This is a genomic window from Rhizobium altiplani, assembly GCF_001542405.1.
Classification (GTDB): Bacteria; Pseudomonadota; Alphaproteobacteria; order Rhizobiales; family Rhizobiaceae; genus Rhizobium; species Rhizobium altiplani.
On sequence record NZ_LNCD01000021.1, the window covers coordinates 64,935 to 82,141 of the forward strand.

The following is a 17,207-nucleotide window of genomic DNA, read 5'->3' on the forward strand; positions in this document are numbered from 1 at the left end:
AACATCTCGGCGGTGGCCGTTGCGATCCAATGACATGGGCGGGATGCTTTAAGCTCGCAATCCCCTCTTCCCCGTTAGTTTTTCCGGAGCTTCTCAACCTTTCGGACAAGTTCGGCAAGCGAGCGCGCCTCCATCTTCCTCATGACGCTCATCCTGTGTAGCTTGACTGTCATCTCGCTGATACCAAGCTGATATGCCACCTGCTTGTTCATCAACCCGGTCACGACTGCGGACAGCACCTCATTCTCGCGCGGAGTCAATGTATTCAGGAGTTTCTGTATCTCGTCGCGTTCAGCTTCGACTTTTCGTCGTTGGCTATCCATGTGAATTGCATGATCCACTGCGTCGAGAAGCTCCTGATTGACAAAGGGTTTGGTTATGAAATCGGTTGCGCCGGCTTTCATTGCTCTGACGCACGTGCGCACATCCGCATAACCTGTCAGGAATATTACAGGGATCCTATTGCCCATCGTGATCAGTTCGTTTTGCACGTCGAGACCTGTTCCACCAGGCATCAGCAGGTCAACCACAACGCAGCCTGGCGCGTTTGAACCGATGACGCTCAGAAACTCGTGTACGCATGAATAGGCAGAGGCTCGTTTGTTGGTGACCACGAATAGATCGAGGAGTGACTCACGCATTTCTTTGTCGTGATCGATCACATAGATGGTGGGTTCGCCAGATATGTTTGTCTTGGGTGCGATATCCATAATCTTGCCTCCATTCTATAGCGAAGACACTCGTTCTTCGCTGAGGGTCCAATCGGTGCTAGAAATGAAGCACCGAACTGTTGGGGACATGCCAAGCGCGATCGAAAACGCGCGAGCAAAATGACTCGGGTTCATGCCAACCTCAGAAGCGATATTCTCGACTCGCAATGGCTTGACCAAGATGGCGTCAATGAAGTTCATCGACTTCCTGAAATGCCACCCACACAGGCCTTTCCACCCTCTACACGATACGCGGGAAGACAATCGTTCAGCCTCTTGCGCCACTGTTGAAATGGAGCTGCCGAGCTCACAATGCACTGGTTGCCCACTCATTGGCTAACCTCGCAAACGTCAGAACACCCTGTTCAATAAGAGTGAAAACGCAGCTGAGATCCATCCGTAGAAGGGCTTGGGCAGCTAGTGATTTAGCATTGCCAACCTATTCAGAATAATAGGTCGATCTCACAGCACAATTCAGGGATTTGGCCTGCTGCCGGTTTCATGGACACTAGTTAATGTGTTTCCAATGAAGCTGGAGCGCATGAATGCAACGAAGGAAATTTAGCCGCGAACACAAGCTTGAAGCGATGAAAATGGCGCGAGAGCGCGGCTTCGGTGTTCCGCAGGCAGCCCGCGATGATGGTTTGTGAAAAACGACCCGCACGCTTTGAATGGCTCAACGGGATCCGGCGATCCTGGATCCCCGCTTCTATCCTGGTTTGGTTTCCACCAAACTTATGTTTAGTTGTCGCCGCATCACGCTCTCCATAGCATCTGGCACAGAATAGCAAGCACATGGAAGATATAACTCGAATAGTAGCTTGGCTTGGTCAAGCATATCCTCCGCTCGCCTGATCGCTATTCGCAACCTGGAGAAAGTACCATGCTTACAGTCAAGATGAGTGGACTGCGCGCAACAACGGCCGCAGTCGTGACAGGTGTTGTAATTCTAATGGGCACAGGCGCGCCATCCTACGCTCAGGCGACCGCCGATTTCTACAAAGATCCGGACAAACCGGCCCTCACCAAGGGCAATATGAAGCTCGACGTTTCAAAAGCCGCATTGGTAGTGATCGACCCGCAGAACGATTTCATGAATCCGAAGGGCCTTGCTTGGCCCGTCGTTGGCGAAAGTGTCACGGAGCATCAGGTCGTGCCCCATCTCACTCAGCTCTTCGAAGCCGCGAAGAACGCGGGCATGGTCGTCGCGATTTCTCCCCATCATTATTACAAGTGGGACCACACTTGGAAAGTCCAGGGTCCACTTGAGATATTCCAACACGACATCGGGGTTTTCGACCGCAAAGGCCCCTACACGTTGGACGGCTTCGAGGGATCGGGCGCAGACTTCCTGGGGGATTTCAAGAAATACATCGAAGACGGCAAAACGATCATTGCCTCACCCCACAAGCTCTATGGACCCCAGGTGAATGACCTCGCGTTTCAGCTTCGGAAACAAGGCGTCACTCAAATTGTACTTGCGGGGATGCTTGCAAACATGTGTGTTGAATCACATCTTCGAGAATTCCTCGAAGAGGGGTTTGAGGTTGCGGTCGTTCGAGACGCAGTCGCTGCACCCAAATTGCCTGAGGGTGACGGCAACCTATCGGCGCTCATCAATTTCCGTTACATGGCCAACGGGCTTTGGACCACCGAAGACACGGTGAAGATGATGCAGACCCAATAGATCGGAACAGAACCGTTCTCGGTTTGCCGTTGCCCTTTGGTGTAGGGAAACAACGTGAGAGCTTTCGGGTTGCGTCATGTTTGCCCTCTCAAGCAAGCAACCCCTCAGCTGCGACGAACCGCCTGATTCATGTCCCGCGGCCTCCTGCCAGGCCGCAGCGCAATGCTGGCCGACCTTTCGTTTCATGACTGGTTTGGACGCGAGGTGCTGGCTACCGCGGGATCATGAGACACGATAACCGTTCGACCCGGAACCACTTTTCGTCGGCTGCGAATTACTCGTCCATATCTAAACAGACGTATAGGTAGAAGGCCATGGATGATGGAAAATCGAAGAAGAACAAAGGATCGCGCCCCTTCCCACTAACGTTCACCACCCTTATCCTCGTGGTCCTCGCAATTCTTTTCGAGAGATCGATAATGAATGCGCCCGCTCCTGCCGTGAGGATTTTCGTTCCCTTGGAATCCGGTTCCAACCCATTTGGAACGGGAGATAAAGTCGCACAGTTCTATGTCGATGGACATAGCCTTTCCATGCCGTTGGCGAGCAGGAAATCGGTGCGAACCGCGTTGAGGAAGGGGAGTTAGCAGCCACTCCCTGAAATCAATCGAGCGCTGGTGTTTAACACAATCGTCTTGGCCATAGCCCAAGCAATGACCCTTCATGGTTGCATAACGACTTACCTGTAGATGTAAACGAGTAGACGGGCGATGAGATTAGGCAATGAGTTTCGCTGGCGAAGCTTTCCGGGAATGGAGGTGGTAGCAGAAGCTGTCAAGGCTGTCTCTTTGCCAGGCCACTCCCGGCGGCCGAAGTTGAGCGGATGCTCCGCTCGCCCGCGCACGATTGACGAGGGCTTGGCCGGGTCGTGGCGGCGGTGATCTCCCTTATCCGGGCCAGTAAGTCACGATCCTGTTCAGGTCAGGCCTGTTGCGATCGTGCGGGATTTCGGCCGCTGTTCCGATCTGGATCACTCCGGCGAAACTCTCTTCTCCATGCAAACGGAAATATCCACGCGCGCCGGCGCTCGAGGTAATCCATCCACTGAGCCAATTACCATGAAAACCCAGTGCATGGACGGCGGTGAGGAGATTCATGCAGACAGCTCCAGCAGATAGATGCTGCTCCAATATAGTGGCGACGGTGCTCTGTTGGGGCGAAGCGACGACAAGCACGACAACCGGAGCATAAGTGAAAAGCCTTGCGATAATCCCCTTAAACCTTGCAAGGCGAGATGGCTCCATACCCAACTTTTCGAGAGCATATATCTCGGCGAGATCGTGACTCGCTTGTTCTCTCTCAATTCCCTGCAGCACGATAAAGCGCCAAGGTTCGAGATTGCCGTGATCTGGAACGCGGCTTGCGAGTTCGAGTATCTGGCACAGTTGCGAACTATCGGGGCCAGGGAAACTTAACGACTGGGACGTGACTGATCGGCGCGCTAACAGGCGGGATATTAAAGCGTTGTCAGGCGGCACCCTGCTCGTCGTTTCCATGTAAATGTTCCTTATTTGTATCAAACGGCCAGCAGCGCCCGGCAGCTTTTTTGGCTTTGTGCAGGTCATCTGAGTCGCTTCAATCGCGGGCCAGTAGACGCCTACATAGTCGAATTATGTATGGCTAATAAGCAGACAATAACGCTGCGGCATCCGGTCGCAACAAAGATATATCCAATATACATCTTTGCGTGCCCAGCATATAACCGGGCTTGGGAGGACTTGCGACAAACCGAGTTTCGAAGAAGGCACTGAAAAATGGAAAACGCATTCAACGCAAAAATCCTTGAAGCCTTGGACAAAGTGATGGTCATTTCGACGACCGACCTTCAGGGCAACATCACGTACGTCAACGACCTTTTCTGCGAATTAACCGGCTACACCCGGGAGGAACTGATCGGCAAGCCGCACAATGTCGTCCGCCATCCTGACGTTCCCAAAAGTGTTTACAAAGAGCTGTGGCAGACCATCAAGGAAGGAAAGATCTGGAGCGGTGCCTTTCCGAACGTCGGCAACGGCGGAGGCTTGTATGTCGTCGACACGACTATTCAGCCGGTCTTAGACGAGGCAGGCAAGATCGTCGAATACATAAGCATCCGCCGAGTCATAAACGATCTTATGGCGGACTTTGAACAGTTGGAGTCGTCGAAGGAATTCTACGACCAATACTACGCGAATTAATCGGACGTCACCATCATGACATTATATGCAAAGCGGCTGATCATCGGGTTCGGCTCCGAGACCGGCAACGCTCGAAGTCTTGCCGAAAGATTGTATCACGACCCTGAATTTGCACCCTTTGAGCCTTCGATCGCATCGCTCTCAGATTTCGGTTCGCTCCTCCTCGATCCCGATGACCGATTGGTAATTGTCTCGAGTTCCTTCGGTGATGGAGAGCCCCCCGCTAACGCGGAGGGCTTTCTGGAAGCCATCAGAAGGCTTCCCGATCCGCAAAGCCTCCAATACGCAATCTTTGGAATAGGCGACGTGGCGTACCCCACTTTCTGCGGCTTTACCAAAAGTTTGGATGCCGCGCTGAAAGAGATGGGCGCTAGCCCATTCATAAACAGGGTAGATGCCGATACGGATTATATCGGGTTTTTCGAGACTTGGCGCAATGTGCTCGCCTCTGTCCTGCATGGGGATAGCGAGGCGGGCAAGTCGCTCGACCTGCAGGTTCGTTCCTACGGAGAAAACAACGCGTTCGCAGCATCAATCATTGAAAGGCAGAAACTCAATGGTGGCGCACCATACGCGTGGCACTTTCGTTTCGATATCTCCGACAGCGGCATAAACTACCGTGCCGGGGACAATCTGTACCTGGTGCCCGAGAATGATCCTGATTTGCTTTCGCGCCTTGCGGAATGGTTCGGAGAGCGCGATGACGTCCGACCGTTTGCAACGAAAGAGCTGAGGATCATCGGCAAGTCGTTTCTTCGGCAGCTTGCTCGCTCGGCGGATAGTGAAGCACTGAAAGAGCTGTTGAAGATTGGAAACAAGAAGGCGCTGGACGATTATCTTTACGGGCGCGACCTGCTCGACATCCTACAGGACTTCGTCGCTCAAGGCTCGCTGTTAGCTGCCCAAGTCGCAGACCTCCTGCCGACGATCCAGCCCCGAGCGTACTCAATCGCATCGGACGGCAACCCGGCCTACATCGATCTATGTGTCAGGGAGGTGAGTTACGATCTTGGTGGCCGGACCCGACGAGGTGTCGCAACAGGGTTCTTAAACAGGACGGTCGGTGCGGTGCCGATCTTCGTGCGGCCGAATCCGCGGTTTCACCTGCCCACGACCGTCGATCACCCGCTGATAATGGTTGGAACCGGCACCGGGATCGGACCGTTCATGGGATTGCTTGAACAGGCGGGCCGTTGTGCTCGGTCGGCACACACTTGCCTTGTCTTTGGTGATCGCCGTCGATCATCGGATTTTTTGTATGAGGAAAGGATACGGCGCTGGGAAAAAACGAACGTCCTCGGGCGTGTCATTACCGCGTTTTCCCGGGACAGTGCCGAACCCTATTATGTTCAACATGCACTAATGGAGAACGCTGACCACGTTTGGCAGATGCTTGACCATGGCGCTCACGTCTACGTCTGCGGCAACAAGACGAACCTCGATCGATCGATTGACTCGGCTCTTCGTGACATCGCGACGTCCGTGGGTGGGCTCTCGGCAGACAAGGCCGATCAATTCCTTCAGGATATGATCCAAGGCCAGCGATTGCATAAGGAACTCTATTGATGACGTGGCGCGTGGCGGCGCTGACCGCGAATGACCGCCGAGCGATTAATCTTGCCTGCCGTCGCTAGCCACCCAGGTGGCAGCGCCTATCCGGCCAAGCCGAAGTGCGGCGTCGTGATATGACTAATTCGCTCCAGCGAGGCTAATTGAAACTCACGAGAAGTGGCCGCAGAATATCGAACTCTGCGGCCAAACGGCGCGAAGCAACGGAGCATCTTGTTGGGAGATAGGCCCACACCGGGCACGGTGTTCCCGGGTGAGAAAGCGGTTTGCTCGATGGGCCCATCGTCGTCGCACCGATCAGCCGTACGAGTTTCTCGGCTAATCCGCTCACGTACCGCGCTGTTTTCCTCCAACGTCTGTAAGGCACGCCGAACACCGGGCACCCTTGACACTTCCGGCGAGCCGAGTTGCACCACAAAGCAGGTGCCGAGTGCGAGGACATGGATGAGTGCAAAAGCGATTTTCATGTCGGGATCCGAGTCAAAGGTTCTGAAGCGACCGCCGCTTCAGTGGGCGCGCCTTTGACTTCGCTTGGAATTTTTACTTAGGGACTGGAACCGTGGTCTAGCGGGAGAGGAAAGCTCCGCGGCTCCGGCAAAATGTGCCTCGATTTATGTCAGAGGCGCGCCTTTCGCGAGTTTCCTCGACGATGGACGCACCGGGCTCCTTCATGCGCGCAGGCTGGATATGAGACGGGAGCCGATGCTAAGAACAGGGTGTCAGCAAACACGTGGTGCGACGGCATTCCGATGACATTACGCATTGTTGCCTCCATAAAGGCCGTTGCCAGTACGCAGCAGAATGCGCCCGATCGTTCCGCGGACCTATTCTGCCTTACGCATTGCAATGCGATACGAAGGTGTGGGTCGACCACGCCGGCCGGATCGGGTTTCAGTCGAGGAGTTCCGTCTGGCGTGCCACGGTGAGCTTTCGCAAGACCATAGCGAGTGACCGGTGTCGCATCGCGCAGACGTTCTGTTATCCGCCCTTCAGCATTGGGGATTGAGGCCTAGCCGTCCGGTCTTTCCCTACCGAGCGCTACAAAATCAGCAATGTCGTGCCCTCACCTCTGAATGTTGCCACAACAAGATTGTTCTGCTTCGTGTCCGAAGCGGATGGGCCGTCCGGAGCAAACGGGCAGTGATCCAGCGCTGTTGGCGGCGGGGCATGACGTGGGGCGCAAGGCATTGCCACGGCAAGGGCCTTCTCAGAGACCGACTTCACTGAAGACCGGGAGACCATATATGCGCCGACACTTGCGATACATGGCGACGACGGCCACACGTGCCGCTCGCGTCTCCGCCTCGCATTCGGCAAAGCTGCTGGAGAACGGCACGCTGAAGATGGAAACGCTGGAGAGGCGGCCCGATGACAGGTCGGTGCCTGTCAGCCAGTAGAGCGCGATGTTGTTGAGAATATCATCGCGGGTCAGTCCCCAAGAGGCACTCTCAATGACGCGGTTGATCAGCTTCTGGTTGGGAAACCGATGCAATATGTGGCTCATGCGTAGACGCCAGTTTCTCGAGGCATCGGGAACCGACTCAGTCACTGGCTGGCTGTCCCGACCTTCCGCCCGTGTCAGGGGCCCGCCCGAACAGGCAGCTACCCTACCCTGAGGTCTAGGTTATCCAATCAAATCTCTAAGCTCCCTTCGCCCTTTGTTGGATTGTGCTACCGTCCCAGACTCCGTTACGATTACGCGGTAAGCGGGAGGCTACCGTATCAATGTGGCCATCCATGCCATTGGCCGCTCGGCGCGTCATTTGTTCCGGCGGATGCAATTGCAGCTTAGTTGACGTCTGACCAACACGCGGTTGATAATAGCGGTGTGAACTCCGTCAATTCGTCTCCCGCAGATGACCCGGAGGAAAGGATCATGGGTGCGGCAAATTCGGAAACCGCTAATGGCCCCGTTGCAATTCTAGTCGATGATAATGCTGAGGTCCGCGACTCGCTGGAGGAGTTGCTAAGTTCAGTTGGTATCGACTCGATATCGTTTTCCTCAGCCCAGGAAGTGCTCAACACGAAGCTTCCGGGCCGCCCTGGTTGCATCGTTCTCGATGTGCGAATGCCGGGTATGAGCGGCATGGATCTCCAGCAAATCCTCGCAGCCAAGGGCATACTGACGCCGATCGTATTCTTGACGGGTCATGGTGACATTCCCATGAGCGTCGAAGCCATGAAGGCGGGCGCACATGATTTCCTGACCAAGCCGGTGCGTGACCAAACGTTCCTTGACGCCGTATCGGCAGCCATCGAGGCCGACGCAGCTCGAAGAGCGGCTTCGGCCGTAGCCCAAAAGAACTTGGCCTTGTATGAGACGCTTACGCCCCGCGAGCGGGAGGTTCTGAGGTTCGTCGTGTCTGGTGCGATGAACAAGCAGATCGCGTTCGATCTTGGTATCAGCGAAATCACGGTAAAGCTCCATCGGAGCAACATGATGAAGAAGATGAACGCACGGTCCGTCTCTCATCTATTCAACGTCTGTCAGTCGCTTCCAGCCGATATCCAGTGCCAGTTGAAGATGGCATCCGCCGCGGGGAAGGCAGTCGCAGAATCGGCGGCAAGAGCACATTTTGCTTAACTGCGTAAACGGAGCCACGACAACAGGTCCACCGCAGAGGCGGTATCCAGAGGGTCCACGATGGAACTAACCTCATCGCAGCAGCGCCGCGCCGTGGCTGCGGCAGTCAGCGTTGCGAGCGCCTTGCTTGCGCTGTTGACCCATGAGCCATCTGGCCTGTTAGTCGCTGTCGCAACTCTGGGTATCTGCATCGGCTGGAAGACGGGATTGGCGGCCGTAGTAACCACCAGCTTAATATCAGCGCTTATCCTGCTGTCGCCGGAATACGGAACGGAAAACGGTCTCGTTCGGTTCGCCGCGTTCGTTTGCGGAGCGTTGGGCCTATGGCTGGTGGTAAAGATCTTCAGGACCGTTGGCTTTTATGACCGGGGCCCCCAGGGCGTCGGGCCTAGCAACTCCGACACGCCGGGGCTCGGCTGGTCCGCCTATCCAGACGGGCACCTCAGGTTTCTCAATCCCGCAGCCCTCAAATACGTCGGAGTCACGGCCGAAGAAATACGCGAGATCATGTATGCCGACGACTTTTACTGGTTGAAATTTCTTCATCCCGACGATGTCGAGGCAAGCATGGCGCGATGGCAGCACAGCCTGGAGACCGGCGAGCCGATGATCGAAGAAAAGCGCTTGCGCCGGTTCGACGGCACCTATCGATGGTTCCGCGATACCGCTGTTGCCTCGCACGATGAGCGGGGGCGAATTATCGGCTGGTATGGCCATACCGAGGACATCGACGACCAGCGCAAGGCAGAGGCCGCGCTGCGCCAGAGTGAGAGAGAACTCAGGTTGCTGGTCGATACGGTTCCCACTATGATCTGGCTGATGACGCCGGCGGGATTACCGTACTATTTCAATAAACGGTTCGTCGACTGGGCGGGCATCGACTCGGCCAAGGAGGAGCCGCGCGGTACGCGGCAATTTGCTTCGCATGTGGAGTTGTTCCATCCCGATGACCGGGCGGCCGTCAAGGCAGTGTTCCAGAAATCCTTTGCACGTGGTGAACCACTCCAGCACAAAGGTCGGCTGTGCCGGAAGGACGGCGAATATCGCTGGATCGATTCACGCTTCGAACCGCTGCGCGACGAAGACGGCACCATCCTTCGTTGGTACGGCGTAAACTTCGACATCGACGACGAGGTCCGCGCCCAGGAATCCCTGCGTCTAGCGGATCAACGGCTCGCGCGCGCCCTGCGCGCCGCCAGCTTGGCCGAGCTGTCGGTGTCTATTGCGCACGAACTTAACCAGCCACTACAAGCAGTCGTGGCCAACGCAGGGGCGCTCCAGCGATGGCTGAACGCCGATCCTCCAAACTACAATCACGCAAACCGGGTCGCCCAAAAAATCTTCAAAAACGCCGACGCGGCGGCGCAGGTGATCAGCCGTATTCGGGCGCTGTTCGGCAAGACCGAAGGAGAACTGCGCGCGGTCAATCTGAACGCGGTGATCCGCGACGTGTGTGATCTACTGTGTGACAGATTCGCATCGAGCAGCGTCAAGCTGGACCTTCACCTCGATCCCCGACTTCCTTCAACGACTGCCGATCACGTTCAGATGGAGCAGGTCGTCCTGAACCTCGTCCGCAACGGCATCGAAGCGATGGAGGACGTCAGCATCAACGTACGACGGCTGTGGATCGCCTCGCGGCGTCAGAATGAGGGAACAGTCGAGGTCGAAGTGCGAGATCGCGGCCGCGGGCTTAGCGATCCGGAACGGATTTTCGAGGCGTTCTACACAACCAAGCCGGATGGAATGGGAATGGGACTGGCAATCTGTCGCTCGATTGTCGAGGCCCACTCTGGACGGCTTTGGGCGGAAAATGTCGAGACAGGGGGGGCATCCATAACCTTCAGCCTCCCTATCCGCGCTGCCGACTCGACCAAGTCCGCCGCGACAGTAAGCGCCTCAGTGGGCGCTTTCAGAGGTTGATTCGGGGATCGGCCATCGACTGCGCGATCTCGAGCAGCGTGTTGACCAGGATGTACAAGATTCCGAAGATAATGGCGACGCCCAGCACCGCCGGAAGATCGGCGCTGGCAAAAGCCTGGACCGCGTAAAGACCCAGACCAGGCCACCCGAAAACGCGCTCGACAACAAGCAAATTACCGAAGAGAAGGCGCACCTGCAGGCTGAGCATGGACAGTGGGGCCGTGGCGGCATTGCGCAAACCGTGGCGCATCAGCACCTTTGCCTCACTCAGGCCCTTGCCGCGCGCGGTCCGAATATATGCCTGACTCATAACGTCGTGAAGTGCACCGTTTAGGCTTCGCCCAACCGCGACGCCGATCGGCAACGCCAGTGCAAGCGCCGGCAAGATCATGTGCAGCAACGCGTCGACGCTGACTTCGGGCCGGCCGACGAGTAGTCCATCGATGACGTTGAGTCCCGTAGGGCCTGCGAAGTCTCGGTAGGCAAGCCGACCTGCCCCGGGAAGCCAATGGAGTCGGAACCAGAAAAAGTAGGGCAGAAGTAAGGCCGAGAGAAAGATCGGCATGGAGCCTACCCCCACCATTGCGAGCCTTATGCCGCCTGATCCAGGAATCAGGAACTGAAGCGCCGCCATGACGCCGGCAAGCACCACTCCCAGAGCGATCGATGCCAGTCCGAGTTCAAGCGTGGCGGGAAGATATTGCTTTATATCGTCAGCCACCGGCCGCCGCGTCCTTACCGACGTCCCCAGGTCCGCATGTACGAGGCGGAAGAGAAAACGCCCGTACTGAACGACAACCGGGTCGTCCAGTCCGAGCTGCTCGCGCTTCGCTTCGACGATTTCCGTAGGAGCGTTCGGCCCTGCAATGGCCCGCGCTGGATCGGCGGGGATAATGCTTTGAAGGCAGAAAACGATGAAGCTCATTACCAGGACAACCGCGACCGCGCCCACGATGCTTTTGGTGAGGTATGCCAGCATCTACGCCCCCCTCAGCGCGGCGCGAATGCCGTCGCCCGCAAGGTTTGCGAGGAGGCAAAGGAGAAAAATGATTGCGGCTGGCAAAATCGGGAGCCACCAGTGGACGGTGAGACTCTCGAGGGTGCGCGATGTCATCGCTCCGAGTTCAGGCGCGGGTGCAGGCAGTCCAAGGCCAAGGAACGACATCAGCGACATCGTCATGATGACGTTGGCGACGTCGAGTGACACCCCGATGAGCAAGGCCGGGACCACTCCCGGCAACAAGTAACGCAACAGCAGGCGCGAACCGTGGACGCCGGCGATACGCGCCGCCTCGACGTGAGGACGCACAATAAGACGACGAATTTCGTCGCGCGCGATGCGCGCGTACCAGGGCCACCAGAAGATGGCTAACGCGATCATCGTGTTAACGAGCCCGGGACCAAGCGAAGCCACGACAGCGAGCGCAATGATGGTTCCTGGAAGGACTATGAACAAGTCGATGATCCGGTCTAGGACCAGATCGACCTTGTCGCCCATCAGGCCCGAAATCAGTCCGACCAGTGAGCCTAGCGCGAGACTGAACCCGATAACAGCCAGCGCTGGCAGCCACGTATAGTAAACCCCGAGGATGGTGCGCGAGAAAAGGTCGCGGCCGATCTCGTCAGTGCCGAACCAATGTCCGGCCGAAGGCGGGAGATAGGCCTCGGCGACGCGCAGTTGCGGGTCAAACGGCGTGATCCATGGCGCGAGCACGGCAACGACGGTAACGACAGGTATGCCGACAATGCCGACGCTTCCAAGCCAACCGGCACGTCGGAAGAAATCGGGCCAGTTGAATCGGGGCCGAGCAGGCATTGTGTTCGGTCTTGGCCTGTCGGTCATCGCCCCCCTCCCGCTGCCGGACCTGGCATCGCTGCAACGAGAGACCGGGTGTAGGCCGACTGTGGTGCGGCGATAATGGCATCTGGATCGGCGATCTCAACCAACTCGCCGTCCTTCAGCACTGCGATGCGGTCGGCGATGATCCTGGCTGCCGCCAGATCGTGGGTCACGAACAGCATGGCCATGTCGAGCCGCCGCCGAAGGTCGCTAAGAAGATTCAAGGTGGTGGCCGCCAGCGACACGTCCATGGCGCTGATGGGTTCATCGCAGAGCAGAAGCTTGGGGGGGACGATCACCGCGCGCGCCAAAACGGCGCGCTGACACTGCCCAACCGACATCTCGGCCGGCAGAGCGTCCATCAGAACTGGATCGAGGCCGACCAGCTTTATTGCCTCTCCTACGCGGCGACGGCCGTAGTCACTGTCCAGCGAAACCGCCCGCAAGCGCTCGCCGAGCTGCTCGCCGATCGTGAGCCATGGCGTCAACGCCGCCACCGGATCTTGAAACACGACTTGCGGTGGAAGCTTGTCGAAGCGAGAAACAGTGCCGCTCTCGGGTACCAAGAGCCCGGCGGCAATCCTCAGAAGGGTAGACTTGCCGGCCCCGCTCTCGCCAACCAGGGCCACGCACTCGCCAAGCTTGATCGAGAGGTTGATCGACTTTAGAACTTGCTGCGGTTGACGTCGTCCCCAAATCGATCTGGGACCTGTCGGATATGTTTTTCCGACGTTGGACAGCTTCAAGGCGGCGGTTTCCCCGATCGCCTGGGCCGGCCATGGTTTCGCTTCAGCGCGCTTCGATGAGAGAAACGGGGTTTGTTCGTAGTGAAGGCAGGCGACTGCGCCACTATGGGCGGACACAGGCTCCAACGGTGGACGGGTTGCCGTGCAATCTGGCTGGGCGATCGGGCAACGCGTTGCGTAGGCGCAGGCATTCTCAACATTCATGGAGGGCGTGCGCTCGGACGGGAGCGTGAACAACGGACGCCGTCGATCAGAGTCCAAATCGAACCGAGCGGCGAGCAAGCCGGCAGAATAGGGGTGCGCGGCATTGCGGGCCAGTTCCTGCATGCGGCCCATTTCAACGATGCGTCCGGCATAGAGAACCAGGACGCGATCGGCCAGTGAGGCTGCCACACCGAGATCGTGAGTGATGAACAGAATTGCCGCTTGCTGATCGCGTGCGAGATTGCGCAACAGGTCGAGGATCTGCGCCTGCACGGTGACGTCGAGCGCGGTGGTCGGCTCATCGGCTATGAGGAGTTTCGGTCTTGCCATCATCGCCATGGCAATAAGCACTCGCTGACGCTGCCCCCCCGATAGCCGATGCGGCAGCGCATCGGCGATACGGTCAGGGTCAGGCAGGCCGGTTCGGCTAAGCCAGTCTTCGATCGATCCCGCAGAGCCCCCATCGGATTCTCGCATCTGGTGGCGGATCGTCATCGTGGGGTTGAGCGCGCCCATTGGATCTTGCGGGATGGCGCGCACGAGCCGGCGGCGGGCCGACCGCCAGGTACGTCTTCCCGCGCCGACAAGCTCAATACCCGCAAGCCGGATCGAGCCTGTAACCCGTGGCAAGTGTTCGCGCGGCAGCAGCCCCTGAAGCGTCAGCCCGATGCTCGTCTTGCCGGAACCGCTTTCCCCGAGCAACGCTATGATCTCGCCCGGAAACATGTCGAAACTGATGCCATCGATGATGCGGGAAGGGCGGCCTTCGCGGCTGAGAATGATTGAGAGGTCCTTAACGGTGAGGACGGACTCGGTCACGGGTTTGGACATTCGGTGCGAAAGGTTGACCATTTGTGATACGAGCCTGGCCTGCTTCTGAAATGAACCGGTTGGCCGGAGTTCAGGGTCCCCAGCGAACGGTGGCGAAATCGATGTTGCCGGGTGGGTACACGGGACGCAAGCCAAGGTCCTTCAGGCCCTTGGCGTGAACAACCACATCGTTGACGTCGACGAGCGGGATGACGATGCCGGCATCGAAATACAGCTGCCCCGCTCTCTCGTAGAGAGCGTCGCGTTTTTTTACGTCGGTCAACTGCCCGGCCTGGTCTACGATGGCATCGGCTTCCGACAGCACCCGGCCAAAATAGTTGAGAGGCGCGCTTTTCGTGAAGAACACCTTGGCCTGGTTCTCCGGATGAGCAGCGTCCGGGCCCGCGATCGTGAGCAGCAAATCGGGAGGGTTTGGGTCGTTCTTCAAGTTGTAAGCCGCGCCGGAGGGCAGCACGTAGGCCTTTGCCTTTACGCCGATCAACGCCAGTTGCGCAATCATCAGGTCGGCGATGCGGCCGTAGCTCGGGGCCGCGCTATGGAGGCCAATGACCAAATTTACCGGGCCATGCTTGGCGATCGCGGCTTTCGCTACCTCGAAGTCGGTCGGGAACCGGATCACATTTACTGGGTCGAGCATCACGTTCGGATAAACCGACCTCGACGGGCTTGCGAACTCTCCAAAGGCGTCCTTGACCCATAGCGCCGGGTTGATCGCTGTCAAAACGGCCTTGCGGACCTCCGGGTCGTCGAGCGGCGAGTTCGGCTTAACGAAGAGGTAATACGGTATCATACTCGGGGCCGCAGTGATCTCGAGCCCCCCCGGCAGGCTAGTGAGTTGCGCGAACGGATAGTTGATCGGCACGGCATCGATCGCACCCGCCTGCAATTGAAGTATCTGTTGGCTGATATCGGGCACGACCGAAATCTGGATCTGCCGGAAGAACGGTTTGTTGCCCCAATAGTCGTCGTTGCGTTCGAGTACATAACGCTGGCCGCGCTTGAATTCAGCCAGCTTGAATGGACCCGTGCCGACCGCATGTTCATTGAGCCAGGTCGTCGCGAAGTCGCCGTTGTCATGCTCGGCGAGAGCTACCTGACTGATGATCTTGGGCCCCCACGGACTGGAAAGGGCATCGAGAAACGAAGGTTGAGGATGGCCCAGCGTGAGCACAACCGTCGAATCGTCGGGCGTCCTCATATCCTTCACGTTGGCCAGGAAGTAGCTCAGAATCAGCCCGTGATCGCGGCGGCGTTCGAACGACTTTACGACCGCCGCTGCATTGAACGGCGTGCCGTCATGGAACTTGACACCGTCGGCCAGGTGAAAGGTGTAAGTCAGCCCGTCGTCCGAGATCTCCCAGCTCTTGGCGAGCAGCCCAACTATCTTGGTCGAACCCGGTTCGTATTCGACGAGACCCTCGTAGACGTTGTCGATTGCGCTCATCGCGCCAGTCTCAAACCCGTTGTCCGGATCGAACGTGCCAATATCGGCTACATAAGGTATGCGGAGGACATCTTGCGCGTCGGCGATCGCCGACGACCCTTGGAAAAGGACCGCAAGCACCAGTGTGCTTAGGCAGAAGCCGCGCCTGGTGAATTGGTTGGTCAGACAAGGGTACGTCTGCACTTAGCTTCCCCTTTGCTCAATCGCTCAGAAGGCCTGCAGGATGGCTTACCGCCGAGTTCAAATTGTACCTGCGGGACGGATCGTGGTCCATTGAGCCGTAGGTACGGGGTACCTATACCTGGGGCATAGATTTGCCGATGGGCGAGCCGAGAGGTGGCTGACAAGGTTAACTTTAGTCTTAGCGGAGGATTAAGTGCCGGCAGCTTCTTGCCACGGGGTGGTCCTGACAGCGAATGACGGGCTTCCCGCTCGTCTTGGCGCTGGTGTAGAACTCCGCCGCGTACTTGCCCTGCTCGCGCGGGCCATAGGAGGAGCCCTTGCGGCCACCGAACGGCACGTGGAATTCGACGCCCGCCGTCGGCAGGTTGACCATCACCATGCCGACTTCGGCATTGCGCTTGAAGTGCGTCGCGTGCTTGAGGCTCGTCGTGGCGATACCGGATGACAGACCGAACGGCGTGTCGTTGGCCGTGGGCAGCGCCTCCTCGTAATCCTTGACGCGGATGACCGAGAGCACGGGACCGAAGATCTCTTCGCGGCTGATGCGCATCTGGTTGGTGGCTTCCGTGAACAGTGTCGGCTGCAGGTAGAAACCTGGGGTCTCACGCTCGACTAGCTCGCCGCCGAAGGCGAGTTTTGCGCCTTCCTTCCTGCCGATCTCGAGGCAAGTGCCCACCACGCGCCAATCAAGAACGCCACGACTTTCCAAATGTAAGCGATGGTCGCAAGACAAAGCAGCACAAAGGCTCGGTAGATATTAAGCTTGGACATTCGACACTCAAGGTTGTGAGCAGAGAAACTAGTCACCTGAATCTGAAGTTCGGTTCATTGTCTTCTGGCAAAAGCGTTTGACCGACGCGAGGATCTGGTCGGCGGATTTGACCCACTTGTATGGGGTGGGATTGTCGTTGTGGGTTTCTATGAAAGCGTCGATGTCGGCTTCAAGTTCTGCAGTGGAACGGTGTACGCCGCGCTGCAACTGTTTTCGCGTCAGCTCTGCGAACCATCGCTCGACCTGATTGATCCAGGATGCCGACGTTGGCGTGAAGTGAACGTGCCAGTGTGGGCGGCGCGCGAGCCAGGCCTTGACCCTTGGTGTCTTGTGGGTGGCATAGTTGTCCATCACCAGATGCACGTCCGGCCCATTGGGCATTTCGGCGTCAATCCGCTTCAAAAAGTCGAGGAATTCGGTCGCTCGGTGACGCTTGTAGCAATGACCGATCACGGCGCCAGTCGCGACGTCGAGCGCGGCGAACAGGGAGGTCGTGCCGTTGCGGACATAGGTATGAGTGCGCCGTTCGGCGACGCC

At 57.6% G+C, this 17,207-nt stretch carries 14 protein-coding genes and 1 pseudogene; 5 read left to right on the plus strand and 10 right to left on the minus strand.

The features are described 5' to 3' along the window. Positions 1–74: 74 nt before the first annotated feature. Together AS026_RS04175 and AS026_RS44400 are read right to left on the minus strand one after the other, a co-directional pair. A complete protein-coding gene (locus AS026_RS04175) occupies positions 75–710 on the minus strand; it encodes a response regulator transcription factor (protein ID WP_062368680.1) in 636 nt (211 codons plus the stop codon). A gap of 15 nt (positions 711–725) precedes the next feature. Further along, entirely contained in the window at positions 726–1,043 is a 318-nt protein-coding gene (locus tag AS026_RS44400; RefSeq protein ID WP_082728424.1) for a helix-turn-helix transcriptional regulator, read from the minus strand. A gap of 550 nt (positions 1,044–1,593) precedes the next feature. On the opposite strand from AS026_RS44400, the gene AS026_RS04180 reads away from it, so the two are divergent. Continuing rightward, positions 1,594–2,397, plus strand: coding sequence for an isochorismatase family protein (locus tag AS026_RS04180; protein ID WP_082728425.1), 804 nt, complete (start codon positions 1,594–1,596; stop codon positions 2,395–2,397). Between the two features lie 887 nt (positions 2,398–3,284). Here the strand turns inward: AS026_RS04180 and AS026_RS38835 are convergent. Beyond that, positions 3,285–3,893, minus strand: coding sequence for a nitroreductase family protein (locus tag AS026_RS38835; RefSeq protein ID WP_063805897.1), 609 nt, complete (start codon positions 3,891–3,893; stop codon positions 3,285–3,287). 258 nt (positions 3,894–4,151) lie between these two features. Here AS026_RS38835 and AS026_RS04200 point away from each other — a divergent pair, with 258 nt between their 5' ends. Together AS026_RS04200 and AS026_RS04205 are read left to right on the plus strand one after the other, a co-directional pair. Further along, complete coding sequence (locus AS026_RS04200; protein ID WP_062368684.1) at positions 4,152–4,574, plus strand: PAS domain-containing protein; 423 nt, start codon at positions 4,152–4,154, stop codon at positions 4,572–4,574. A 15-nt stretch (positions 4,575–4,589) separates the two neighbouring features. Next, entirely contained in the window at positions 4,590–6,140 is a 1,551-nt protein-coding gene (locus AS026_RS04205; RefSeq protein WP_062368685.1) for a diflavin oxidoreductase, read from the plus strand. Positions 6,141–7,350: 1,210 nt separating this feature from the next. On the opposite strand, the gene AS026_RS04210 is transcribed toward AS026_RS04205, so the two are convergent. Next, positions 7,351–7,647 (minus strand): hypothetical protein, encoded by a 297-nt coding sequence (locus AS026_RS04210; RefSeq protein WP_062368686.1) that lies wholly within the window; start codon positions 7,645–7,647, stop codon positions 7,351–7,353. 372 nt (positions 7,648–8,019) lie between these two features. Between AS026_RS04210 and AS026_RS04215 the strand changes: the two genes are divergently transcribed. Both AS026_RS04215 and AS026_RS04220 read left to right on the plus strand, forming a co-directional pair. Beyond that, on the plus strand, positions 8,020–8,727 hold the full coding sequence (locus AS026_RS04215; protein ID WP_062368687.1) for a response regulator transcription factor: 708 nt from the start codon (positions 8,020–8,022) through the stop codon (positions 8,725–8,727). A gap of 93 nt (positions 8,728–8,820) precedes the next feature. Further along, positions 8,821–10,650 (plus strand): PAS domain-containing sensor histidine kinase, encoded by a 1,830-nt coding sequence (locus AS026_RS04220; protein WP_245307311.1) that lies wholly within the window; start codon positions 8,821–8,823, stop codon positions 10,648–10,650. Here the strand turns inward: AS026_RS04220 and AS026_RS04225 are convergent. From AS026_RS04225 to AS026_RS04250, 6 genes and pseudogenes are all read right to left on the minus strand, one after another. Further along, positions 10,640–11,629 carry an ABC transporter permease gene (locus AS026_RS04225; protein ID WP_062368689.1) on the minus strand — a complete coding sequence of 330 codons (990 nt, stop codon included), beginning with the start codon at positions 11,627–11,629 and terminating at the stop codon, positions 10,640–10,642. The genes AS026_RS04220 and AS026_RS04225 overlap by 11 nt on opposite strands. Further along, complete coding sequence (locus tag AS026_RS04230; protein ID WP_062368690.1) at positions 11,630–12,493, minus strand: ABC transporter permease; 864 nt, start codon at positions 12,491–12,493, stop codon at positions 11,630–11,632. Beyond that, entirely contained in the window at positions 12,490–14,259 is a 1,770-nt protein-coding gene (locus AS026_RS04235; RefSeq protein WP_245307312.1) for an oligopeptide/dipeptide ABC transporter ATP-binding protein, read from the minus strand. Before AS026_RS04235 ends, AS026_RS04230 begins: the two co-directional genes overlap by 4 nt. 82 nt (positions 14,260–14,341) lie before the next feature. Continuing rightward, the gene (locus AS026_RS04240) at positions 14,342–15,898 is read right to left on the minus strand and encodes an ABC transporter substrate-binding protein (RefSeq protein WP_062368692.1); all 1,557 of its coding nucleotides are present in this window, start codon (positions 15,896–15,898) and stop codon (positions 14,342–14,344) included. A 178-nt stretch (positions 15,899–16,076) separates the two neighbouring features. Further along, a pseudogene (locus tag AS026_RS04245) lies at positions 16,077–16,562 on the minus strand (aldehyde dehydrogenase family protein); the annotation flags it as partial. 135 nt (positions 16,563–16,697) lie between these two features. After that, a partial coding sequence (locus AS026_RS04250; RefSeq protein ID WP_131815275.1) for an IS630 family transposase occupies positions 16,698–17,207 on the minus strand: 510 nt, incomplete at its 5' end.